Source organism: Paragemmobacter amnigenus, assembly GCF_009908265.2.
GTDB classification, from domain to species: Bacteria; Pseudomonadota; Alphaproteobacteria; order Rhodobacterales; family Rhodobacteraceae; genus Paragemmobacter; species Paragemmobacter amnigenus.
This window is the reverse complement of sequence record NZ_JAAATX020000002.1, coordinates 68,000-91,033: the sequence shown is the minus strand read 5'-3', so window position 1 is coordinate 91,033 and position 23,034 is coordinate 68,000. Positions and strand designations below refer to the sequence as shown.

The following is a 23,034-nucleotide window of genomic DNA, read 5'->3' as shown; positions in this document are numbered from 1 at the left end:
GGGAAGCGTTTGGCGAAAAGGAAACGGGTGCGACATGTGCAACCGCACAATATTTGGGCAAACGCGCCGGCTGGCCCCGCCCTGCCACAGCCCTAGGTTTCGCGCATGGCCGATCCTGTCCTGACCTTCACCGATCGCGGCATCTACTGCCCCGCAGGGGATTTCTTCATCGACCCATGGCGCCCCGTCGACCGCGCGCTGATCACGCATGGCCATTCCGACCACGCCCGCTGGGGCCACCGCCGTTATCTGGCCACGCATCAGGCGCTGCCCGTGATCCGCCACCGCCTTGGCCAGATCGACGCGCAGGGGATCGGCTATGGCGAAGCCTTCCGGATTGGCGGGGTCACGGTCAGCTTCCACCCCGCAGGTCACGTGCCGGGATCGGCCCAGATCGCAGTGGAACGGGACGGCGAGGTCTGGGTCGTCTCGGGCGATTACAAGGTGGAACCCGACGGTCTGGCCGAACCCTTCGCCCCCGTCCGCTGCCATGCCTTCATTTCCGAATGCACCTTCGGCCTGCCCGTCTTCCGCTGGCGCCCGCAGGCGCAGGTGATGGCCGACATCTCGCGCTGGTGGGCGGCCAATGCAGCGGCGGGCAAGACCTCGATCCTTGGCGCCTATAGCTTCGGCAAGGCGCAGCGGCTGATGGCGGGGGTCGATCCGATAGGCCCAATCCTGACCCATGGCGCGGTGGAGGAGACGACGGCGATCCTGCGCGCCCAAGGCTATGCCCTGCCCGACACGATCCGCGCAGGGCAAGGGGTGGACGCGAAAACTCATCCCGGCGCGCTGGTCATCGCGCCCCCGTCGGCGCTGGGGTCGGCATGGGCGCGCAAGTTCGGCCCCGTGGACGAGGCGTTCGCCAGCGGCTGGATGGCCGTGCGCGGCATAAGGCGGCGGCGGTCGCTGGGCACCGGCTTTACCGTATCCGATCATGCCGACTGGGACGGCCTGAACGCCGCCATCCGCGCCACGGGCTGCGAAAGGGTCTTCGTCACCCACGGCTACACCGCCCCCTTCCGCCGCTGGCTGGCAGAACAGGGCTATGACGCAGGCATCGTCGCCACCGAATTCGGGGACGACGCCGAAGAACCCCTGCCCGAGGTCGCGGAATGAGGGACTTCGCCGCCCTCTTCGCCGCGCTGGACGGGACCACCAAGACGGGCGCCAAGCTGGCGGCCCTGACCGCCTATTTCCAGAGCGCGCCGGAGCCCGACCGCGTCTGGACCATCGCGCTCCTCTCCGGTCGCAGGCCCAAACGCAGCGTTACCGCGACCGAGCTGCGCGAATGGGCGGCGGGTGCGGCGGGGCTTCCGCTTTGGCTGTTCGAGGAAAGCTACGCGATGGTGGGGGACCTTGCCGAAACCATCGCCCTGATCCTGCCCGCCCCATTGCACGAGGACGAACCGCCGTCGCTGGACCAGACAATCCGTGCGCTGATGGCCCTGACCGGCCAGTCATCCGAAGCGCGGCGCGAGGCGATCCTGCGCGTCTGGGACAGGCTGGGCCAGACCGAACGGCTGCTGTTTAACAAGCTGATCACCGGCGGTTTCCGGATGGGCGTCAGCCAGGGCCTGATGACCCGCGCGCTGGCACAGGCGACTGGCGTGGACGAGGCGGTGCTGGCCCACCGCCTGATGGGGGACTGGCTGCCGCAGCACACCGCATTTGCCGATCTGGTGGCCGAGGACACGGCGACAGGCCTCGGCTCGCGCCCCTATCCCTTTGCGCTGGCAGCACCGCTGGAGGACGGCCCCGAAACACTCGGCGATCCGCAGGACTGGCGGGCGGAATGGAAATGGGACGGCATCCGCGGGCAACTGATCCAACGCGAGGGGGCCTTCGCCCTCTGGTCGCGGGGGGAAGAGTTGATCACCGACCGCTTCCCCGAATTCGCGCCCCTCGCCGATTTCCTGCCCCGGGGCACCGTGATCGACGGCGAGGTGGTGGCATGGGGCGCGGACCGCCCGCTGCCCTTTGCCGAATTGCAAAAGAGGATCGGCCGCAAGACCGTGCCCAAAAGGCTGCTGCTGGACGCCCCCGCACGCCTTCTGGCCTATGACCTGCTGGAGGACGGGGGCGAGGATATCCGCCCCCTCCCCTACGCCACCCGCCGCGCGCGGATGGAGGCGATGGTGGCGGCCCTGCCCGCCGGTCTGCCGCTGGGCCTTTCGCCCGACATCGCCTTTGCCGGTTGGGCCGATCTGGCCGCGATCCGCGCCACGGCGCGCGCGGCGCAGGCAGAGGGGCTGATGCTGAAGCGCGCGACCTCGCCCTATTTCGTGGGACGCAAGCGCGGAGACTGGTGGAAATGGAAGCTCGACCCCTGGTCGGTCGATGCGGTGATGATCTATGCGCAGGCAGGGCACGGGCGGCGGGCCAACCTGTTCACCGACTTCACCTTTGCCGTGCGGCAGGGGAACGAACTTGTCCCCTTCACCAAGGCCTATTCCGGCCTGACCGACGCCGAATTCGCGGAAATCACCCGCTGGGTGGGCAAGAACACGCTGGAACGCTTCGGCCCCGTGCGGCGGGTAAAGCCGGAACTGGTCTTCGAGATCGCCTTCGAGGGGATACAGGAAAGCCCCCGCCACAAGTCGGGCATCGCGCTGCGCTTTCCGCGCATGGCGCGCTGGCGGCGGGACAAGCCGGTGGACGAGATCGACACGATCGAGGGCCTGCGCGACCTGTTGAACGTCGCGCGGGGTTGACCCGTCGGACGCGGGGGTTTCACACCCCCGCACCCCCGTGGGATATTTGGGAACGGAAAATGAGGCCGCGATTGCGCCGAATTGACCTCGCTTCCCTTGCGCCTGCCGCTGCCCCCGCCCTAGATGCTTTTCAAGCAAACGCGATGAGGTTTCCCATGACGCTTCCCCTGCCCCGCCCCGTCTTTGACGCCAACGCAACGGGCGGTGGCCTCGGCAAGCTGCCGGATTGGGATCTGACCGACCTTTATCCCGCGACGGACGCGCCGGAATTCACGCGCGACATGGGCTGGCTGGAAAAGGCCTGTGCGGATTTCGCCGCCGATTACGAGGGCAAGCTGGCCTCGCTGGACGCGGCCGGGATGCTGACCTGCGTCAAGCGGTACGAGGAGATCGACGTGATCGCGGGGCGCATCATGTCCTTTGCTGGACTGCGCTACTATCAGAACACCATGGACAGCGAGCGGGCAAAGTTCATGGCCGATGCGCAGGACCGCATCACCACCTTCACCACGCCGCTGGTCTTCTTCAGCCTCGAATTCAACCGGCTGGAAGAGGATCATCTGGCCGGTCTGTTGGCCGCCAATGCCGACCTTGCCCGCTACAAGCCCGTCTTCGACCGGATGCGCGCCATGCGCCCGCACCAGCTGTCGGACGAGCTGGAGCGGTTCCTGCACGACAATTCGGTCGTGGGGGCCAGCGCGTGGAACAAGCTGTTCGACGAGACGATGGCGGGCCTGATGTTCAAGGTCGCGGGCGAGGAAGAGGAGCTGAACCTCGAGGCCACGCTGAACCTCTTGACCGACACCGACCGTACCAAGCGCGAGGCGGCGGCGCGGTCGCTGGCCGAGGTTTTCGACCGCAACATCAAGCTTTTTGCCCGCATCCACAACACCTTGGCCAAAGAGAAGGAGGTCGAGGACCGCTGGCGCAAGATGCCCACGCCGCAGACCGGCCGCCACCTGTCCAACCATGTGGAACCCGAGGTGGTCGAGGCGCTGAGGAATGCCGTCGTCGCCGCCTATCCGAAGCTGTCGCACCGCTATTACCGGCTGAAGGCCAAGTGGATGGGGCTGGAAAAGCTGCAGGTCTGGGACCGCAACGCCCCCCTGCCGATCGAGACGCCGAAGACCGTGGACTGGGACACAGCGACCAGGACCGTGCTGGATGCCTATGGCGCCTTCGATCCCAAGATGGCGGATCTGGCCAAGCCCTTCTTCGAGAAAGGCTGGATCGACGCGGGCGTGAAACCCGGCAAGGCGCCCGGTGCCTTTGCCCACCCGACGGTGACGGTGGTGCATCCCTATGTGATGCTGAACTACCTTGGCAAACCGCGCGACGTGATGACGCTGGCGCATGAGCTGGGCCATGGCGTGCATCAGGTTCTGGCGGCGGGTCAGGGGGAACTTCTGTCCTCTACCCCCCTGACGCTGGCCGAGACGGCATCGGTCTTTGGCGAGATGCTGACCTTCCGCAAGCTGCTGGATGCGGCGAAAACCCCGGCGGAACGCAAGACGCTGCTGGCGGGCAAGGTCGAGGACATGATCAACACGGTCGTGCGCCAGATCGCCTTCTACGATTTCGAATGCAAACTGCACGCCGCGCGTCGTGAAGGCGAACTCACGCCAGACGACATCAACGCGCTGTGGATGTCGGTACAGGCGCAAAGCCTTGGCGATGCCTTCGACTTCATGGACGGGTACGAGACGTTCTGGGCCTATATCCCCCATTTCGTCCATTCGCCCTTCTACGTCTATGCCTATGCCTTTGGCGACGGGCTGGTGAACGCGCTTTACGCGGCCTATGCGGACGGGCTGCCCGATTTCCAGACCAAGTATTTCGACATGCTCAAGGCGGGCGGATCCAAGCACCACAAGGAGTTGCTGGCACCCTTCGGTCTGGATGCCAGTGACCCGAAGTTCTGGGACAAGGGCCTGTCGATGATCGCGGGCTTCATCGACGAGCTGGAGGCGATGGAGGGCTGAGGCCCCGTCAGATCGCGTGGATTTCCCGAAGCTGGCCCGCGATATCGCGGACCGGCCGGTCGATCAGGTCGCGGTCCAGCACGGCCGAGATGCGGTCGCGCAGGCGGTCGGGCAGTTCCTGCCGCAAGTCGCGCAGCATCGCCGTTCCGGCGACCAGCGTCAGGCGGTCATAGCCGCCCTTGCGCCATTCCGACTCGGCATAGTCGGCGATGCCCTTGGCAAAGCGGGAGATGCGGCCGGGATCGGCGCTGCTGCGGGCCAGATCGGCGGCGCGGACGTGGCGCATCTCGGTCACGCCTTTGCCTTCGCCTTCCGAGACCAGCAGTCGAAGGTCCTTTTCAGCGGCCACAAGGATCATGTTGCGACGGGTTTTCATGGCTCCGCCTCCTGTTGACGGGGTATGTCCCGCCTATCGAAAGACGGCCCGAGTCGCTTTGATCTGAGGCAGCTTTGGTGCGATTTATCCTAATGAATGCAAAAAATCGCGAAAGTCTGCCCCGCCCCTGCGGGCAGGGCAGACATGGGGGGCTTACCAGCTGATCTCGCGCGCGGTCTCGAAGGCGCGGTCGATCATCACCTGCGTGCCGCGGGTGAATTCCAGAGGGCAGGGATAGGCGGCACCGGTGCGGATGGAGCGGCTGAAGTTTTCCACCTGCAGCTTGTAGTGGTTGGCGGCTGGCCAGCGTTCCGAGGTGACGGTTTGGCCGTTGTGCAGCTCGATCCGCGCCTCGGCGAAGAGGTTGGCGTTGAAGGGGCCGTTGGCGACCTTGAGCAGACCCTTGTCACCGTGGAAGGTCACTTCCTGCCGGTTCTGCAGGCGCATGGAGGTCATGGCGGTATAGGTCGCGCGGCCGAGCGGGCCTTCCATGATCGCGTCCACCTCGGCCCAGACATCCACGCCGTTTTCACGGATCAGGCGGCAGGACAGGTCCGTTGCCTCGGCCCCCGAAACGAAGCGGGCAGAGCCATAGGTATAGACCCCGATGTCACGGATGCCGCCGCCACCGGTTTCGGGGCGGTTGCGGATGTTCTGCGTTTCCTCGGCGTTATTGTAGCTGAAGAAGGCGTCGATGTGGCGCAGCGTACCGATGGCCCCGCCCTGCACCAGTTCGCGGGCGCGGATCCATTGCGGGTGGTGGACGATCATATAGGCCTCGGCCGCCAGAAGCCCCGACTTGTCACGCGCGGCGATGATCGTGTCGATCTCTTCGGCGCGCATGGAAATGGGCTTTTCGGTCAGCACATGCTTGCCCGCCGCCAGCACCTTGAGCGTCCATTCCACATGGATGTGGTTCGGAAGCGGGATGTAGACCGCGTCGATGGTGGGATCGGCCAGCAGGTCGTCATAGGAGACCTGCTTGAGGCCGGGGCAGAAATCCCATCCCTCGGCCTTGCCGGGGGACGACGTGCCCAGCGCGACGAGTTCGGCATTCTCGGCCATGTGGATGGCGGGGGCCATGTGGTCACGGGCGAATTTGGCATTGCCAAGCACGCCCCAGCGGACGGGTTTCATCTGTCTTCCTCCCTTGCGGTGACGCGGCGCAGGCTAGGCGTTGGCGCTAACGGCTGCAAGGGTGCGGAAGGTCAGTCCTTGCGAAGGCGAAGAAAGGTCATCATGCCAAGGGGTGGCAGATGCGCCTCTTCAATCAGCGTCAGGCCGGGGGTGGACAGCACCCGCGCGCGGTCGAAATCGCTGTGCCAGCCCAAGAGGTTCGCCAGCGGTGCAAGCTTGCGTTCGAACCACGGAAGCCAGCCGTTTTCATGCGGTTCGCGGGCGAAGTGGTTGACGATCAGGATCGTCCCGCCGGGGCGCAGGACGCGGGCCATTTCGGCCATCACGCGTTCAGGTTCCGGTACGACCGACATGATGTGCATGGCGGCGATGTGGTCGAAGCTGCCATCGGGGAAATCGAGCTTGCGCGCATCCATCTCGCGCAGGGCCCTGACATGGGTCAGGCCCAGTTCGGCCACCTTCTCGCGTGCCTTTTCCAGCATCTCGGCGCTGGCGTCGATCCCCGTCACCTCGACCCCGGGGCGATAGGCCGGAAGGGCAAGGCCCGTGCCCACGCCCACCTCCAGCACCCGACCGCCCAGCGCGTTCAGGACACTGACTGCCCGCTTGCGTCCCTGTCCGGTGATCCGACCGAAGGTCAGATCGTAAATCGGCGCCCAGCGGGCGTAGGAGCGGCGGACAGCTTGGATATCCATCAGGGGCCTTTCGGTTTGAACGGAGCGAGCAGATCGTGTCGCGCGAGGAAAAGGATTGCAGCAAGGTAGATGCAGGCCAGCGCCAGAAGCGTGACCCACGGGTAGGTCAGCAGTGCCGCGACGACCGCCGCGACACCGACGAGGATGTAGCGCGCATCCTCGGCATAGATCGTGACGCGCTTGAGCGAGGGCGTACGGATGCGGCTGATCATCAGCGCACCCATCGCCACCATCCACAGCGCGACCGCCGCCACCGGAAGGCGCAAGTCACCCGGGAAACAGAAGGCCAGATACATCGGTGCCAGCACCAGCATCGCCCCGGCCGGGGAGGGAACGCCGATGAAGGAGGTGCGTTCCGCAGGTTCCGCCCCGTCGGTCCGCTTGTTGCCGACGTTGAAGCGGGCAAGGCGCAGCATGCAGCAGATGGCGTAGATCAGCACGGCGATCCAGCCCAGCGAGGCCTCGCCCTTCAGCGCCCAGAGATAGAGGACCAGCCCGGGCACCACGCCGAAATTCACGAAATCGCCAAGGCTGTCGAGTTCCGCGCCGATCGCGCTTTCGGATTTCAACATCCGCGCAAGGCGGCCGTCCAGCGCATCGAGCGCCGCGGCAAGGCCGATCAGCGCGATGGCGGTGACGAAGCGGCCTTCCACGGCGAAACGGATCGCGGTCAGACCGGAGCAGAGGCCGAGGATCGAGACGAGATTGGGCAGCAGTTGCAGGATGTGCAACTTGCGGCGCGGGCGGGCGGGCTCCTCGGTGGGCATGGATCACTCCATCCGGGCAAGGCGCTGGGGCATGTCCTGTCCGACCAGCGCGATCACGGTCTCTCCTGCCACACAGGTCTGGCCCAATGCAACCTGCGGCTGCACGCCTTCGGGAAGATATATATCCAGACGTGAACCGAAGCGGATCAGGCCGAAGCGTTCGCCGGTGCGGATGTCCTGCCCCGGCTTGGCGAAACAGACGATGCGGCGGGCGACAAGGCCCGCGATCTGCACCACGGCGATGGACCGGCCGTCGGCCATGTCGATGCGCAGCGAGTTGCGTTCGTTGTCCACCGACGCCTTGTCCAGCGCGGCGTTCAGGAATTTGCCGGGGCGGTAGCTGATGGCCGAGATGCGGCCCGCGATGGGGGCGCGGTTCACGTGGCAGTTGAAGACGTTCATGAAAACCGAGACGCGCATCATCGCCTCGGGGCCCATGCCAAGTTCGGGCGGAGGAACGGCGCGTTCGATCAGCGAAACCACGCCGTCGGCGGGGCTGACCATGAGGCCCGCGTTTTCCGGCACGGCGCGGCGCGGGTCGCGGAAGAAGTAATAGCACCAGACGGTCAGGCCGGTGCCGACCCAGCCCAGCGGTTCCCACAGCCAGAACAGCACGAGCGTCACGGCGGCAAAGGCCGCGACGAAGGGGATGCCCTCGCGGTGCATGGGTTTGATGAAGGTTTCGAGCATGGTCATCGGCGGCCTCCGGCTTTGCTGCCGTCTATCCTTCCCGCCCTGCCCGCGCAACCGTGCAGAGCCGGTCGCGGATCCTGCGGGGATCGAGGGGATCGCCCCCCGCAGGATTAAGGTTCCGTTAACGGCGCGCGGTGTCAGGCGGGGATCGCCATGCCCTTGCCGCGGGCCAGTTCGCGCATCCGCGCCTGCAGCTTTTCGAAGGCGCGCACCTCGATCTGGCGGATGCGTTCGCGGCTGACGCCGTAGCTTTCCGACAGTTCCTCCAGCGTTACGGGCGTTTCGGCCAGACGGCGCTGCATCAGAATGTCCTTCTCGCGGTCGTTGAGGACCGAGATCGCCTGTGCCAGCAGCGCGCGGCGGGCGTCGAGTTCGTCGCGTTCCTCATAGGCGCCGGCCTGATCGCTGTCCTCGTCCTCCAGCCAGTCCTGCCATTGCGTCGCGCCTTCGCCGTCGGACCCGACGGTGGCGTTGAGCGAGGCGTCGGAACCGGCCAGACGGCGGTTCATCTCGATCACCTCGTCCTCGCTGACGGACAGGTCCTTGGCGATCTGGGCGACATTCTCGGGCCGCAGGTCGCCGTCTTCCAGCGCGCCGACCTTGGCCTTGGCCTTGCGAAGGTTGAAGAACAGCTTTTTCTGCGCCGAGGTGGTCCCGAGTTTCACAAGGCTCCACGACCGCAGGATGTATTCCTGGATCGAGGCGCGGATCCACCACATGGCATAGGTCGCAAGGCGGAAACCCTTTTCGGGGTCAAAGCGCTTGACGGCCTGCATCAGGCCCACATTCGCCTCGGAGATCACTTCTGCTTGAGGCAAGCCGTAGCCGCGATATCCCATCGCGATCTTGGCCGCGAGGCGCAGGTGCGAGGTGACGAGCTGGTGCGCGGCGCCAGCATCCTGATGGTCGACCCAGCGCTTGGCCAGCATGTATTCCTGTTCAGGTTCCAGCAGCGGAAATTTGCGGATTTCCTGAAGATAGCGGTTCAGCCCCTGCTCGGGGCTGGGTGCGGGAAGGTTTTGGTAGGTGCTCATGTCGTGCCCCCTGTTCTTCCCCCGGTCTTTCCTGAAGCCCCGGAGGATTTGCGACGTTAGGAAAATGCCCCCTGCGGATCAAGGGGCCGTCCTTCCTATTTCACGGTAGATGGGAAAGGTTCCGTTAGCGTTAAAGGCCCGCTTCGGTGCGGTCACGCACATGTCAGCCAATGTTTCAGCAGTTCAGGCCTGTCCGTGCAGGGCGTTGACCAGCTCTTCCATGTCGGGCGGAAGGGGGCTTTCGAACTCCATCTCCTCGCCCGTGACGGGGTGGACGAAGCCCAGCGTGGCGGCGTGCAGGGCCTGACGGGGAAAGCCGTTGCCCATCGCGGCGGCACGGTCGCCCACGAGTTTCGGGGACAGGCGGCGGCGGCCGCCATAGGTCTGGTCCCCCAGCAGGCCGTGGCCCGCATGGGCCATGTGGACGCGGATCTGGTGGGTGCGCCCCGTCTCGAGCCAGCAATCCACCAGTGCGGCGGCGTCGCCGTAGCTTTCCACGACCCGCGCGCGGGTGACGGCATGGCGGCCCGCGCCGTCCCAGACCACGGCCTGCCGCTGGCGGTCGGTCTTGTGGCGGGCAAGGCCTGTGGCGATGCGGACGATGCCGCCGGATTCGAAGGTCACGCCCTTGGTCCCGCGCAGGCGGGGATCGGCGGCATCGGGCCTGCCGTGGACCAGGGCGATGTAATGGCGATTGACGCTGTGCTGTTCGAACTGCTTTGCCAGCCCGTGATGCGCGCGGTCGGATTTCGCCACGACCAGAAGGCCGGTCGTGTCCTTGTCGATGCGGTGCACGATGCCCGGACGCTTTTCGCCGCCGATGCCCGACAGCGTGTCGCCGCAATGGTGCAAAAGGGCGTTGACCAGCGTGCCCGACGGCGTGCCGGGCGCGGGGTGGACGACCATGCCGGCGGGCTTGTCGATGACGATCAGGTCGGCGTCTTCGTACAGGATGGTCAAGGGGATGGCTTCGGGGCGGGCGTGGTATTCCTCGGCCGGAGCGAGCTGGAGGGTGTATTCCTCGCCCTCCGCCACCTTTGCCTTGGGGTCGGTGACGGGCGCGCCGTCCTTCAGCACATCGCCTTCGGCGATCATCTTCATCAGGCGCGAGCGCGAAAGTGCGACTTCCTCTGGCACCTCGCGCGCCAAGGCCTTATCCAGACGGTCGGGCGGGTTTTCCCCGATGGTGACGGTCAGGGTGGGTGCGCCCTCTTCGGAAAGGTCTGACATGGACGACACTCCTGATCAGGGCGGGTTGCCGCCCAGCCTGATGTTCCTGAAATGGCTGGTCATCGTGCTGATGGTGGCCATGATCGGCGGTGTCATAACCATCGTTTCCCTTCTTGTCACCAGAATGCCGGACGGATCGGCGGTGGCGCTGCCGGAAAATCTGGCCCTGCCCGAGGGCGCGCGCGCGCAGGCCGTGACGGTGGCCAAGGACATGATGCTGGTGGTGACCGAGGACGGGCGGGTGCTGGTCTTTGGCCGCGACGGGCGGTTGCGTCAGGAAATCACGCTGGACTGACCCCAGAGCGCGGCCTGTATGGCGTCGAGGCCGTCGGTCAGGGCGGCGGGGCCGGGTTGCAGGATCAGGGGCGACTTGATCTCGTGGATGCGGCCGTCGCGGATGGCGGGGATGTCCTGCCAGCCGGGGCGGGCGGCGATGTGGCCGGGGACGACCCGTCTGCCGCACCACGAGGCGAGGATGACGTCCGGTCTTTCGGCGGCGACGCGGTCGGGGTGGACGATGCGGTTTCTGGCAAGGCTTTCGGCGGCGAGGTCGGGGAAGATGTCCTGACCGCCCGCGATGGCGACCAGTTCGGACACCCAACCTATGCCTGAAATCAAGGGGTTATCCCATTCCTCGAACCAGACGCGGGGGCAAGAGGGGCGGGGGGTGGCGGCGATGCGGGCGAGGCGGTCGCGGTAGGCGGCGATCAGGCGGTCGGCCTGCGGGGCGGCGTCGGCCAGCGCGCCGCAGGTGCGGATCATGCGGAAGATGCCTTCGATGCTCCGGTGGTTGAAGGCGTGAACCTCGATCCCGTCGCGGATCAGCTGGGCCACCACATCCGCCTGAAGGTCCGAGAAGGTCAGGACGAGGTCGGGGTGCAAGTCCTTGATCCTGTTCACATCTGCCGTGGTGAAACCGCCCACGCGGGGCTTTTCGCGGCGCACGCGGGCGGGGCGGACGGCGTAGCCGGTGACGCCTGCGATGCGGTCCTGCCGGCCGAGGAGATAGAGCGTTTCGACCGTTTCCTCGGTCAGGCAGACGATACGGGAAAAGGTCATGTCGCCCCCCTTTGGCGGGTCCATCCTTGCCCAAGCGGGGGGCGGGCACAAGCATCCGGGCTGTACCGCCGGTTGTGCAGACGGTTGTGCAGACAGTTGTACATACGCAGCGCACGCCCTTTGGCCGGAACCGAAACGGCAAGGCGGAGTCTGGAAAGCGACGTCGTGATGGCGGTTGCAGGCATGACCGCGCCCTGCGGCGGGGTCCAGCATGGGCGCGGAACTGGCAAGGAGCGGCGGGGATGATCGGGGATCTTGGGGCACGGGATGCGACGGCGCTGGCCGAGTTGGTGGCGGCGGGCGAGGTGACGCCGACCGAGTTGCTGGACGCTGCCCTTGCCGCGGTCGAGGCGCGCAATCCGGCGATCAATGCCGTCGTGCTGGTGCAGGAAGAGGTGGCGCGGCGGGCCATCGCAAGCGGCCTGCCGCAGGGGCCGTTCCGCGGGGTGCCTTTCCTGCTGAAGGATCTGGGCTGCGAGGCGGTGGATTTCCCGTCGCATAACGGATCGCGGCTGCTGGCCGATACGCGATACGACCGCGACTCGGCCATCTATGCGCGGATGCGGGCGACGGGGGTGGTGACCTTTGGCCGGACCACCAGCCCCGAAGGCGGGATCGGGGCGGCGACGGAATCGGCGGTCTATGGCGGGCCGACGCGAAACCCGTGGAATACGGAACATACTTCGGGCGGATCGTCGGGGGGTGCGGGGGCGGCGGTGGCGGCGGGGATCGTCGCCATGGCGCACGGGTCGGACGGTGGCGGGTCGGTGCGGATACCGGCGTCAAGCTGCGGGCTGTTCGGGTTCAAGCCGACGCGGGCGCGTCTGCCGGACGGGCCCTATGTCGGCGAGGGCTGGGCGGGCATGGCGATCGACGGCTTCCTGACGCGGTCGGTCAGGGATACCGCCGTCATGCTGGATGCCTGCGCGGGGCCGGACCTTGGCGCGCCCTATGTGGCCCCTGCCCTGTCGCGCAGCCATTCGGATGCGATCACCCGCCCGCCGCGCCGTCTGCGGGTGATGATCTGCGACACGACCTTCACCGGCGCGCCGATCCCCCCGGAGGTGAAGGCCGCGGTGCATCAGGCGGGGCGGCTGCTGGAAGGTCTGGGGCACCATGTGGAGCCGGGGCGGCCTGCGGCGGATGTGCCGATGATGATGCGCGCATGGACGGATATCGTGGGGGTGGGCACGGCGCTGGGGGTGCGGCGCGCGCTGAAGGGGCGCGATCCGGCGGGGCTGGTCGAGGGGGTGTCGCGGGGGGCCATGGCCCATGCCGAGACGCTGCATCCGACGCGCTATCTCGAGGCGGTGGGGGAAATCCATGCCTTCGGGCGGCAGATGGCGGCGGTGTTCGGGGAACGGGCGGGGGACGGGCCGGACGTCATCCTGTCGGCCACGCTGGCCGAGCCGCCCGCGACGGTGGGGCGGTTCAGCCACGAGACAGAGGATTACGTGGGCTATCGCATCGGACCGGGGGGCATCTTCGAATATTCGCCCTTCTGCGCGGTGTTCAACGCCAGCGGGCAGCCTGCGGCGAGCCTGCCTCTGGGCTGGTCGGGCGGGGATCTGCCCATCGGGGTGCATCTGGCGGCCCGTTTCGGCGCGGATGAGGAGTTGATCGCGCTTTGTGCAGAACTGGAGCGCGCGGCGCCATGGGCGGCGATCCGCGCGCCGATGGCGGGGGCTGCGCGTTCTTAATGCTTGCCAAGCGGGGATTCGGGCGGTCAGATATGATCAAAAGAAAAGAACCAAAGGGGAGCGCCGCAGAGTGACCGAAGCCGTCACGATCGAAGCCCGTCACGCCGTCAAGGCCTTCGGGCAGGGCGAACATGTCGTGCGCGCGCTGGACGATGTGTCGATCCAGATCCGCAAGGGCGAGTTCTTCACGCTGCTGGGGCCTTCGGGTTGCGGCAAGACGACCCTGTTGCGGCTGATCGCGGGGTTCGAGATGCCGACATCGGGCACGATCCTGCTGGACGGGGCGGATATCACCGACCTGCCGCCGAACCGGCGGCCGGTGAATACGGTGTTCCAGAGTTATGCCCTGTTCCCGCATCTGACGGTGGCCGAGAATATCGGCTTTGGCCTGACGATGCAGGGCCGCCCCAAGGCCGAGGTCAAGGCGCGGGTGGCCGAGATGCTGGCGCTGGTGAAGCTGGAGGCGATGGCGGGGCGGAAGGTCAGCCAGCTGTCGGGCGGGCAGCAGCAGCGGGTGGCGCTGGCCCGGGCCCTGGCGCCGCAGCCCAAGGTGCTGCTGCTGGACGAGCCCCTGAGCGCGCTGGACCTGAAGCTGCGGAAAGAGATGCAGGTCGAGCTGAAGCGGTTGCAGACCGAAACGGGGATCACCTTCATCTTCGTGACCCACGATCAGGAAGAGGCGCTGACGATGAGCGACCGGATCGGGGTGATGAGCGCGGGCAAGTTGCAGCAGGTGGGCAGCCCGCGGGACATCTATACGCGGCCCGTGAACCGCTTTGTCGCCAGTTTCATCGGCGAGACGAATTTCCTGCCTGCGACGGTGGTGTCGGGCGGGGTGCGGCTGTCCACGGGCGATGTGGTGGCGGTGGAGACGGCGGCGCAGGGCGCGGTGACGCTGGCGGTGCGGCCGGAACAGGTGCGGATCGTGGCGGCGGAGGAGTCGGGGGCCATCGTGGCGACGGTCAGGATGCTGGTCTATTTCGGGACGGATACGCATTGCCATCTGGCGCTGGCCGACGGGACCGAGGTCGTGGCGCGGGTGCAATCGCCTGCCAGCGGCGAGGCGGGGATCGAGGAAGGATCGACCGTCGGCATCCGTTTTGCGTCCGGCGCGGCGCAGGTTCTGGAGGATTGAGGCGATGAGCAGCGCGGCAGAGGAACGGCTGCGGCGGCAATCGGCCCGCAACGGGTGGCTTCTGTCGATGCCCGCGCTGGCGCTGCTGGCCGTGGCGGCGATCGGGCCGCTGGCGATCATCGTGATCTATTCCTTCCTGACGCCCGGGCAGTACGGCAATGTGGTGTGGGAGTTCAGTTGGGACGGCTGGGTCAGCATCCTGTTCACGCGCGACATCTTCGACGGGACGCTGGGGCTGGCGGACGCGCATCTGACGATCTTCTGGCGGTCGGTGAAGCTGTCGATCCTGACGACGCTGGTGGCGTTCGGGCTGGGGTTCCCGACGGCGTGGTTCATCGCGACGCGGCCCGCGCAGCAGCGGGCGATGTGGCTGTTCCTGATCACCATCCCGTTCTGGACCAACCTTCTGATCCGCACCTTTGCCATCATGGAGGTGATCCGCGCGGAAGGGGTGCTGAACACCGCGCTGATGTGGTCGGGGATCATCGAGCGGCCGCTTGCGATCATCTATACCGACGTGGCGGTGCTGATCGGGATGGCCTATGTCTATCTGCCGCTGATGGTGCTGCCGCTGTTTGCGGCGATCGACCGGTTCGACATGCGGCTTCTGGAGGCGGGGTATGACCTTTACGCCAGCCGCTGGCAGGTGCTGCGGCGGGTGATCCTGCCCATCGTGAAGCCGGGCATCGTGGCGGGGTCGATCCTCGTCTTCGTGCCGTCGCTGGGCGCCTATGTGACGCCGCGGGTGCTGGGCGGCGGCAAGAACATGATGATCGGGAATTTCATCGAGTTGCAGTTCCTTGCGGGGCGCAACTGGCCCTTGGGCGCGGCGCTGTCGGTCACGCTTCTGGTGATCGTGACGGCGGCGCTGCTGGTCTATGTGCGGGCGGCCAACCGGGGGAGCAATCCGCATGGCTGAGCGGCGGTTCGAGATCGCGCGGATACCGGGTTTCGCCACCATCGCCGTGGCGACATTCGTGATGCTTTACCTGCCCATCGCGGCGCTGGTCACCTTTTCCTTCAACGAGGGCAATTCGGTGGCGGTGTGGAGCGGGTTCTCGCTGCACTGGTACGAGAAGGCATGGGCCAATCAGGCGGTGAAGGATGCGACGGTGCGGTCGCTGACCATCGCGGTCTGCGCGGCTTTGATTTCCACGACGGTCGCCACGCTGGCCGCCATGGGCACGACGCGGCGCGCGAAGTTCCGGGGCGAGACCTTCATCTATGTCGCCATCAACCAGCCGCTGATGGTGCCCGAGATCGTGACTGCGGTGGCGCTGATGATCCTGTTCGGGATGGTCAAGCAGGCGACGGGGTATCAGGGCCTTGGCTACCTGATCCTGGCCCATTCGGCCTTCTGCATCCCCTTTGCCTATCTGCCCATCCGCGCGCGGCTGGAGGGGATGGACCTGAGCCTTGAAACCGCGGCGGGCGATCTTTACGCGACGCCCTGGCAGACCTTCCGGCATGTGACGCTGCCGCTTCTGGGGCCGGGGATACTGGCCGGGGCGATGCTGGCCTTCGTCATCAGCCTTGATGATGTCATCATCACCGAATTCGTGAAATCGGGGGGGCAGGACACGCTGCCCACCTACATGCTTGGCCAGTTGCGCCGGACCATGACGCCCGAGGTCAACGCGATCTCGACCGCGCTTCTGGGGCTGACGGTGGTGCTGCTGACGGCGTTCTTCCTGCTCACCAGAAAGCGGGACTGAAAAGGGGAAAACTTCAACATGGGAGCGACTGCAATGAAGAAACTGCTGGGTGCAACCGCACTGCTGCTGGCGACGACCGCCATCGCGCAGGCGGAGGGGCAACTGAACCTGTACAACTGGGGCAACTATACCAGCCCCGAGCTTCTGGAGAAGTTCAAGGCCGAGACGGGGATCACCGTGACGGTCACCGACTATGACAGCAACGACACCGCGCTGGCCAAGGTCGAGGCGGGCGGGCATGGCTTTGACCTTGTGGTGCCGTCGGCGAACTATGTGCCGATCTGGGTTGAGAAGGGTCTGATCGTGCCGCTGGACCTGTCCAAGCTGCCCAACCACGGCAATATCGCACCGGAATGGAAGGATGTGGCCTGGGATCCGGGCCGCGCGCATACGGTGCCGTGGCAGTGGGGATCGACCGGGATCGCGGTGGATACCGCCGTCTATCCGGGCGACATCAACACGAGCGCGGTGTTCCTTGAAGTTCCCGAAGAACTGAAGGGCAAGATCAACGTCGTGCCCGAGATGAACGACATCGTGGCCATGGCCACCATGTATGCGGGCGGCGAGCCCTGTTCGGAAGACCCCGAGGTGCTGAAGAAGGCGCGCGACCTGCTGGTGGCGGCCAAGCCCAACTGGATCAGCATGGATTACGGCGCGACCGAGCGGCTGTCGAATGGTGACTGGGCGGCGAGTGTGAACTGGAACGGGTCGACCATGCGGGCGCGCATCGCCAATCCGACCGTGGCCTATGGCTATCCGAAGGAAGGCTATCCGCTGTTCATGGATTCCGTCGCCCTGCTGGCGGACGCGCAGAATGTCGAGGAGGCTTACAAGTTCCTCGACTTCATCATGGTGCCGGAGAATGCGGCGATGATTTCGGCCTTTGCGCGCTATGCCAACGGGATCGCGGGGTCCGAAGCCTTCATGCCCGAGGACATGAAGACCGCGCCGGAGGTGGTGATCCCCGAAGAGCACAAGGCGGCGGGCGTGTTCCTGCCCACCTGCACCGGCAAGGCGCAGGAATATGTGACGGCGATCTGGACCGAGTTGCAGAAGTGATGCGGCGTGCCGCAGCCAATGGCTGCGGCACAAGGCTTTGAGGTCACGGGCGCGGGCTTGGATGCCCGCGCCCGTTCCATGCGGGGGCCAGCCCCCGCGCCCCCGGAGTATTTATGGCCGAGATGAAGAGCATGGATCTGGTTGAGCTTTCCGCGACCGCGCTGTCGCGGCTGATCGCGGCGCGCGAGGTGAAGCCTTCGGAGGTGATGGAGGCGACGCTGGCGCGGGTGGCGGCGGTGAACGGGGCGGTCAATGCGATCGTGTCGATGCCCGATGCGGATGCGCTGATGGATCAGGCGCGGGCGGCGGACGGAGCGGCGCGGGCGGGGTGGCTGCATGGCATCCCGATGGCGGTGAAGGACCTGATGGCGGTCCGGGGGATACGGACGACATGGGGGTCGCCTTTGTTTGCGGACCATGTGCCGGTGAAGGACGACCTGCTGGTGGCGCGGATGCGGGCGGCGGGGGCGATCTTCATCGGCAAGACCAATACGCCGGAATGGGGGCATGGCAGCCATTCCTTCAACCCCGTGCATGGGGTGACGCGCAATCCCTATGCGCCGGACCGCACGGCGGGGGGGAGTTCGGGGGGGGCTGCGGTGGCGCTGGCCACGCGGATGGTTTCGGTGGCGGACGGGTCGGACATGATGGGGTCGCTGCGCAATCCTGCGGGGTGGAACAACGTCTATGGGTTCCGGCCGAGTTACGGGTTGGTGCCTGCGGATGCGGTGGGGGATACGTTTCTGGCGACCATGGCGACGGAAGGCCCGATGGCGCGGACGGTGGAGGATCTGGCGCGGCTGCTGGAGGTGCAGGCGGGGGTGAACCCCGAGGTGCCCTTCGGGCGGGCGTGGGAGCCGTTCGGGGACCGGCTGGGCATCGAGATGAAGGGCAAGCGGATCGGCTGGCTGGGCGACTGGGGGGGCGCGTGGCAGGTGGAGCCGGGGATATTGGAGCAGTGCGAGGCCGGCTTGCGCGTCTTCGAGGCGATGGGGGCGGTGGTGGAGCCTGTCGCGCCGCCCTTTCCGGCCGAGAAGCTGTGGTATTCGTGGGTGACGATCCGCGCCATGCTGAATGCGGGGGACAAGCAGGCGATGTATGCCGACCCCGCGAAGCGCGCGCAGATCAAGCCCGAAAGCCTGTGGGAGATCGAGCAGGGAGCACGGGTGACGGCGGCGGAGTTCCATGCGGCAAGCGTGATCCGGTCGCGGTGGTATGCGCGGGCGGCGAAGCTGCTGGCGGACTATGACCTGCTGGTGCTGCCCACGGCGCAGGTCTGGCCCTTCCCGATCGACTGGCGATGGCCGCAGGCGATCAACGGGGTGGCGATGGACACCTATCACCGCTGGATGGAGGTGATGATCCCGCCCGGGCTGGCGGGGTTGCCCTGCCTGAACCTGCCGGTGGGGTTCGGGGCGGCGGGGCTGCCGATGGGGATGCAGGTCTTCGGCGCGCATGGGGCGGATGCGAAGGTGCTGGCGATGGGGCATCAGTACCATCTGGCGACGGATTGGCCGGGGAAGCGGCCCCCCGCGCTATAGGTCGTAGCGGGCGAGTTCGCTGTAGACGCTGCCCTGTTTGGTCTGGCGGCTTTCGTAGAGGCAGAAGTGGTCCACCGTCCATGCGGGGGTGGCGAAGGTCGCGCCTGCGGCGATGGCTCGTTCTAGGCGGAAGGTTTCCTCGGGCGGCGGGGGCGGGAAGCGGCCGAGGGTGACGTGGGGGGTGAAGCGGCGCGCCTCGGTTGCGATGCCGGCGCTGCGGGCGGCGTGGTCGAGTTTGGCTTGCAGGCGGTGGAGCGGTTCGGAGGGGGACACGCCTGCCCATGCGGCGCGGGGTTTGGTGCCGCCGAAGAGGCCGAGGGAGTGCAGCGACAGCGGGAAGGGCGGGACGCGGATTTCGGCGAAGAGGTCGTGGGCGGCCTGAAGCACGGGTTCGGGCTGTTCGCCCAGGAAAACGAGGGTGAGGTGGAAGCCGTCGGGGTCGACCTTGCGCGGGAGGGGCAGCAGGAATTGCTGCACGCGGAGAGCGGAGAGCGCCTGTTCGGGCAGGGGAAGGGCGAGGAAGGCGCGGATCATCGGGCCGCGAGATGGGCGAGGCGGTCGCGGAGGTCGTCGCGGATCGGGCCTTCGCGGGGGGGATCGAGGAGGGTTTCGGTCATGTGCGGGTCCGGCGGCGGGCGGCCACCGCCACCCCATGAGAGGGCGCGGAGGACGTGGGCGGCATCGTCGGGCAGGCGGTCGGGGATGTCGAGGCCCGCGAGGGTGGCCCAGAGCGCGGACCAGCATCGCCCCACGGACCACGGGTTGTAGCCGCCCCCGCCGAGGAGGAGGAGGCGGGGCGAGAGGGGGCGGATTTCGCGCAACGCCTCGAGATAGGCGCGGTTGGAGAGGGCGAGGCGGGAGAGCGGGTCTTCGAGGAGCGAGTCGGCGCCCATTTGCAGGACGATGGCATCCGGACGGTGGGCGGCAAGGCGGGGGAGGATGAGGGTGTGGAGCACCGCCCGCGCCTCGGTGTCGTTATAGGCGCGGGGGACGGGGAGGTTGAAGGCATTGCCGCCCGCGTCATCGGTCAGCCGGCCGGTGAAGGGCCAGCGGTTTTCTTCGTGCACCGAGATCATCAGGGTGTCGGGGTCACCCGCGAAGGCGGGCTCCACCCCGTCGGGGTGGTGGGCGTCGAGATCGACATAGGCGAGCCGTTGCAGCCCCGCGCGGCGCAGCGCCATCAGGGCGAGGACGGGGTCGTTGAGGTAGCAAAAGCCATTGGCGCGGTCGGGCAGGCCGTGATGGGTGCCGCCGCCGGGAACGTGGATCGTGCCCGCGCCGTGGGTGGCGAGGAGTTCGGCGGCGAGCATCACCCCGCCCGCGCCGGTGGCGGGGCGGCGGAACATCTCGGGGAAGACGGGATTGGAGGCGGTGCCGAGGTTGTGGCGGGCGCGGGTGTCGTCATCGACCTGCCCCGTCTCTTCGGCCCGCTGGAGGGCGGCGAGATAGGCGGGGGTGTGATAGGCCGCAAGGGCCGCAGGTTTGGCGCGGGGGCTGGTGCGGAAGCGGTCGGGGGGCAACCAGCCCAGAGCCGTGCAGAGGTCCATGACGGTAGACACGCGGGGAACGCGCAGCGGGTGGTGGCGGCCATAGGAGGAGCCGCGATAGATGCCGGAGCCGAAGAAGAGCGGGGCTGGAATGGCCGCCCGTCCAGCAGCCGGAGGTGGGGCTGTCACGGAAGCAGGGCCTCGATCCTGTCGACCACGGGGGCGGCGGTGGGGCGCATCACGCTGCCCCATGTGGCGACAACCTCGCCCTCGCCGTCGAGCAGCACCTTGTTGAAGTTCCAGCCGGGGGTGAACCCTTCGGTCTCGGCAAGCCATTTGTAGAAGGGATGGGCCTGATCGCCAAGGACGGGGGTGATATCCGTCATCGGAATCGTCAGGTCGAAATTGACGGCGCAGAATTCCTTTACCTCGGCGGCGGAGGCGAGTTCCTGGCGGAAATCGTCGGAGGGCACGGCCAGTACGACAAGACCGCGCGCGGCGTAATCGTCATGAAGCGACTGCAGGTCGTCGAACTGGGGCGCGAAGCCGCAGAGCGAGGCGGTGTTGACCACGAGGACGGGGCGGCCCTTGAAGCCGTCAAGGTCGATGGTGCCGCCATCGATGGAGGGGAAGGTGAAGCCCGCAAAGGCGGCAGCAGGCAGGGTGGCGGCGATCAGGGCGAGGGGGAAAAGGGGCGCGCGCATATGAGCTTTGTCCAAAAGATTGCCTTGCAGCCGAAAGGTAAGGCGGGCGGGGGCGAGGTCAAACACCCCTTTCGTCGCAGTCGGACGCGGCGGGCTGCGGGAATTGTGGAAATCGGGCGAAACAAATGCCATATACTGTCGTTGAGCAGGAAATACCCGGACCAAGAACCGGATCGAATGATCGGGCGGGACATATGAAACGCAACAGGACGAGCCATTTCCTCGGCCACGGGGATGAGGGGCCGCGCAGCCAGTTCGGCGCGCTGTGCTGGCGGATGCACAGGGGTCGGGCTGAGGTTCTGCTGATCACCAGCCGCGACACGGGGCGGTGGGTGATCCCCAAGGGCTGGCCCATCGAGGGCAAGACACCGGCCCAGTCGGCGGCGCAGGAAGCGTGGGAAGAGGCGGGCGTGACCGGTGCTCCGGCGGCAGAGGCGCTGGGGCTTTATGCCTATGCCAAGACGCGCAAGACCAAGGAGGCGCTGCCCTGCGTGGTGACCGTCTATCCGTTGCGGGTGGAGGGGCTGGCCGCGCGCTTTCCCGAGCGGAAAGAGCGGCGGCGGCGCTGGTTCGGGGCAGAACGTGCGGCGCGGCTGGTGGCGGAACCCGAGTTGCGGGCGCTGTTGCAGGCGATTGCGGAGGATGCGTCGGTGCTGGATGCTGCCGCCATGGCGGTGGCGACGGCGGCGGGACAGGTTGCATCTGCCTGAACTTCGGTCTTGAATGACGCGCCTGATCGCCCAGATCGGGTATGAGATCCACCTTAACCCCCGTCAGCGGGTAGACCGGAATGATCCGTTTCAGCCTGAGATGCACAGCCGATCATGCCTTTGAAAGCTGGTACCGTTCCGGCGAGGCCTTTGACGCGTTGAAGGCTGCGGGGCATGTGACCTGTCCGGTCTGCGGGTCGGCCGAGGTGGAGAAGGCGCTGATGGCCCCCGCCGTGCGGCCCGCGCGCAGGGCCGAGGTGGCGGCGCGACCGTCGCTGCAGGAGCCGGCGTCCGAGCTTGAGGCGGCGCTGGCCGAGCTGCGCCGTCAGGTGGAGGCGAATTCCGAATATGTCGGGATGAACTTTGCCGCCGAGGCGCGGGCGATCCATGCCGGAGACGCGCCCGAACGCGCCATCTATGGCGAGACGCGGGCCGAGGAGGCGAAGAAGCTGATCGAGGAAGGGGTGCCCGTCGCCCCCCTGCCCTTCCTGCCCGCGCGCAAGGCGAATTGAGTTACGCCTGCGGCGGAGTCGCCATGTTTTGTTAACCATATTCCCGCGCATCGCGCCGTTGCTGCCGCATTTCGGGCACAATCGGGGGCGAGTCTCGTCCTTGTCGGGCGTGTTGCCCATGTGTGGAGTGCGAGTGATGGACGAGGTTCTGCGCGAGACGATGGCCGAACGGGCGGTGACGCTGGCGGTCGAGGTGTTCCGGACGACGGAACTGGCCTGTTTCCTGCGCGGGACGCGGATCGAGACGGCGGAGGGGCTGGTCGCGATCGAGGAGATCGAGGAGGGGATGCTGGTCGAGACGCTGGACCGCGGGTTGCAGCCGGTCCGGCGGGTGCTGTCCAAGACGGTCGACGCGCGCGGGCGGCTGGCGCCGGTGGTGCTGGAGGCTGGCGTTCTGGGCAATTCGCGCCCGATCCGCGTGTCGCCGCATCACCGGATGGTGGTGACCGGCTGGCGGGCCGAGCTTATGACCGGAGAGCCGGAGGTTCTGGCGGCGGCGGTCGATCTGGTGGATGGCGCGCGGGTGCGGGTGGAGCCGCAGGAGACGGCAGAATATTTCCACCTGCTGTTCGACCGGCACGAGATCGTCTTTGCCGAGGGCGCGCCGACCGAAAGCTATCACCCCTTTGCCGCCGATGCCGGTCAGGTCGCGCCCGAGACACTGGCCGAGATCATGGCGATCTTCCCCGGTCTGGGGCTGGAGTTCTGGGAAGGCACGCTGCTGGGCGGGACGGTCCGCCCCTGCGCCACGGCAGAGGCGTCCCGTCTGTTGCTGGCGGCGTAG

General features: G+C 66.9%; 24 protein-coding genes. 13 read left to right on the top strand and 11 right to left on the bottom strand.

Translation table 11 applies throughout. The features are described 5' to 3' along the window. The first annotated feature begins 105 nt into the window (after positions 1 to 105). The 3 genes from GU927_RS02915 (at position 106) to GU927_RS02905 (ending at position 4,696) form a co-directional block, all read left to right on the top strand. On the top strand, positions 106 to 1,119 hold the full coding sequence (locus GU927_RS02915) for a ligase-associated DNA damage response exonuclease (protein WP_161760861.1): 1,014 nt from the start codon (positions 106 to 108) through the stop codon (positions 1,117 to 1,119). Next, positions 1,116 to 2,714 carry an ATP-dependent DNA ligase gene (locus GU927_RS02910; RefSeq protein ID WP_161760860.1) on the top strand — a complete coding sequence of 533 codons (1,599 nt, stop codon included), beginning with the start codon at positions 1,116 to 1,118 and terminating at the stop codon, positions 2,712 to 2,714. The genes GU927_RS02915 and GU927_RS02910 overlap by 4 nt, the downstream gene beginning before the upstream one ends. 155 nt (positions 2,715 to 2,869) lie before the next feature. Then, the gene (locus GU927_RS02905; protein ID WP_161760859.1) at positions 2,870 to 4,696 is read left to right on the top strand and encodes a M3 family oligoendopeptidase; all 1,827 of its coding nucleotides are present in this window, start codon (positions 2,870 to 2,872) and stop codon (positions 4,694 to 4,696) included. A 7-nt stretch (positions 4,697 to 4,703) separates the two neighbouring features. Here GU927_RS02905 and GU927_RS02900 read toward each other — a convergent pair whose 3' ends face one another. The 7 genes from GU927_RS02900 to GU927_RS02870 all read right to left on the bottom strand — a co-directional run bounded on the left by GU927_RS02900 (position 4,704) and on the right by GU927_RS02870 (position 10,628). Continuing rightward, entirely contained in the window at positions 4,704 to 5,072 is a 369-nt protein-coding gene (locus GU927_RS02900) for a baeRF12 domain-containing protein (RefSeq protein WP_161760858.1), read from the bottom strand. Between the two features lie 153 nt (positions 5,073 to 5,225). Continuing rightward, positions 5,226 to 6,209 (bottom strand): Gfo/Idh/MocA family protein, encoded by a 984-nt coding sequence (locus GU927_RS02895; protein ID WP_161760857.1) that lies wholly within the window; start codon positions 6,207 to 6,209, stop codon positions 5,226 to 5,228. Between the two features lie 71 nt (positions 6,210 to 6,280). After that, positions 6,281 to 6,904 carry a class I SAM-dependent methyltransferase gene (locus GU927_RS02890; protein ID WP_161760856.1) on the bottom strand — a complete coding sequence of 208 codons (624 nt, stop codon included), beginning with the start codon at positions 6,902 to 6,904 and terminating at the stop codon, positions 6,281 to 6,283. Beyond that, positions 6,904 to 7,671: a CDP-diacylglycerol--serine O-phosphatidyltransferase gene (pssA, locus tag GU927_RS02885; protein WP_161760855.1), complete on the bottom strand. Its 768-nt coding sequence runs from the start codon at positions 7,669 to 7,671 to the stop codon at positions 6,904 to 6,906. The genes GU927_RS02890 and pssA overlap by 1 nt, the downstream gene beginning before the upstream one ends. Positions 7,672 to 7,674: 3 nt before the next feature. Beyond that, positions 7,675 to 8,418, bottom strand: coding sequence for a phosphatidylserine decarboxylase (locus GU927_RS02880; protein ID WP_269770095.1), 744 nt, complete (start codon positions 8,416 to 8,418; stop codon positions 7,675 to 7,677). Between the two features lie 83 nt (positions 8,419 to 8,501). Beyond that, positions 8,502 to 9,398, bottom strand: coding sequence for an RNA polymerase sigma factor RpoH (gene rpoH, locus GU927_RS02875; RefSeq protein WP_161760853.1), 897 nt, complete (start codon positions 9,396 to 9,398; stop codon positions 8,502 to 8,504). 183 nt (positions 9,399 to 9,581) lie between these two features. After that, a complete protein-coding gene (locus tag GU927_RS02870) occupies positions 9,582 to 10,628 on the bottom strand; it encodes an RluA family pseudouridine synthase (RefSeq protein WP_161760852.1) in 1,047 nt (348 codons plus the stop codon). Here GU927_RS02870 and GU927_RS02865 point away from each other — a divergent pair. Next, complete coding sequence (locus tag GU927_RS02865; protein WP_161760851.1) at positions 10,627 to 10,923, top strand: DUF6476 family protein; 297 nt, start codon at positions 10,627 to 10,629, stop codon at positions 10,921 to 10,923. The two genes, GU927_RS02870 and GU927_RS02865, sit on opposite strands and share 2 nt — an antisense overlap. Here GU927_RS02865 and GU927_RS02860 read toward each other — a convergent pair. Then, positions 10,902 to 11,687: a cobalamin-binding protein gene (locus GU927_RS02860; protein WP_161760850.1), complete on the bottom strand. Its 786-nt coding sequence runs from the start codon at positions 11,685 to 11,687 to the stop codon at positions 10,902 to 10,904. The two genes, GU927_RS02865 and GU927_RS02860, sit on opposite strands and share 22 nt — an antisense overlap. A 242-nt stretch (positions 11,688 to 11,929) precedes the next feature. Between GU927_RS02860 and GU927_RS02855 the strand changes: the two genes are divergently transcribed. The 6 genes from GU927_RS02855 (at position 11,930) to GU927_RS02830 (ending at position 18,837) form a co-directional block, all read left to right on the top strand. Beyond that, positions 11,930 to 13,387 (top strand): amidase, encoded by a 1,458-nt coding sequence (locus GU927_RS02855; protein ID WP_161760849.1) that lies wholly within the window; start codon positions 11,930 to 11,932, stop codon positions 13,385 to 13,387. A 70-nt stretch (positions 13,388 to 13,457) separates the two neighbouring features. Then, on the top strand, positions 13,458 to 14,522 hold the full coding sequence (locus GU927_RS02850; RefSeq protein WP_161760848.1) for an ABC transporter ATP-binding protein: 1,065 nt from the start codon (positions 13,458 to 13,460) through the stop codon (positions 14,520 to 14,522). 4 nt (positions 14,523 to 14,526) lie between these two features. Continuing rightward, a complete protein-coding gene (locus GU927_RS02845; RefSeq protein WP_161760847.1) occupies positions 14,527 to 15,441 on the top strand; it encodes an ABC transporter permease in 915 nt (304 codons plus the stop codon). Next, complete coding sequence (locus GU927_RS02840; protein ID WP_161760846.1) at positions 15,434 to 16,237, top strand: ABC transporter permease; 804 nt, start codon at positions 15,434 to 15,436, stop codon at positions 16,235 to 16,237. The genes GU927_RS02845 and GU927_RS02840 overlap by 8 nt, the downstream gene beginning before the upstream one ends. Positions 16,238 to 16,270: 33 nt before the next feature. Continuing rightward, complete coding sequence (locus GU927_RS02835; protein WP_161760845.1) at positions 16,271 to 17,296, top strand: ABC transporter substrate-binding protein; 1,026 nt, start codon at positions 16,271 to 16,273, stop codon at positions 17,294 to 17,296. Between the two features lie 113 nt (positions 17,297 to 17,409). Beyond that, positions 17,410 to 18,837, top strand: a complete 1,428-nt coding sequence (locus tag GU927_RS02830; protein ID WP_232489108.1) for an amidase — start codon at positions 17,410 to 17,412, stop codon at positions 18,835 to 18,837. Here the strand turns inward: GU927_RS02830 and thpR are convergent. From thpR to GU927_RS02815, 3 genes are read right to left on the bottom strand one after another with little or no spacing between them, the layout of a single operon-like run. Further along, positions 18,832 to 19,371, bottom strand: coding sequence for an RNA 2',3'-cyclic phosphodiesterase (gene thpR / locus GU927_RS02825; protein WP_161760844.1), 540 nt, complete (start codon positions 19,369 to 19,371; stop codon positions 18,832 to 18,834). The genes GU927_RS02830 and thpR overlap by 6 nt on opposite strands. Beyond that, complete coding sequence (locus tag GU927_RS02820; protein WP_232489107.1) at positions 19,368 to 20,513, bottom strand: acetoin utilization protein AcuC; 1,146 nt, start codon at positions 20,511 to 20,513, stop codon at positions 19,368 to 19,370. The genes thpR and GU927_RS02820 overlap by 4 nt, the downstream gene beginning before the upstream one ends. Next, positions 20,510 to 21,028 (bottom strand): glutathione peroxidase, encoded by a 519-nt coding sequence (locus tag GU927_RS02815; RefSeq protein WP_161760842.1) that lies wholly within the window; start codon positions 21,026 to 21,028, stop codon positions 20,510 to 20,512. Before GU927_RS02815 ends, GU927_RS02820 begins: the two co-directional genes overlap by 4 nt. Positions 21,029 to 21,222: 194 nt before the next feature. Between GU927_RS02815 and GU927_RS02810 the strand changes: the two genes are divergently transcribed. From GU927_RS02810 to GU927_RS02800, 3 genes are all read left to right on the top strand, one after another. Next, the gene (locus GU927_RS02810; protein ID WP_161760841.1) at positions 21,223 to 21,738 is read left to right on the top strand and encodes an NUDIX hydrolase; all 516 of its coding nucleotides are present in this window, start codon (positions 21,223 to 21,225) and stop codon (positions 21,736 to 21,738) included. Between the two features lie 80 nt (positions 21,739 to 21,818). Beyond that, complete coding sequence (locus tag GU927_RS02805; RefSeq protein ID WP_161760840.1) at positions 21,819 to 22,250, top strand: DUF1178 family protein; 432 nt, start codon at positions 21,819 to 21,821, stop codon at positions 22,248 to 22,250. A 136-nt stretch (positions 22,251 to 22,386) separates the two neighbouring features. Further along, a complete protein-coding gene (locus GU927_RS02800) occupies positions 22,387 to 23,034 on the top strand; it encodes a Hint domain-containing protein (protein ID WP_161760839.1) in 648 nt (215 codons plus the stop codon).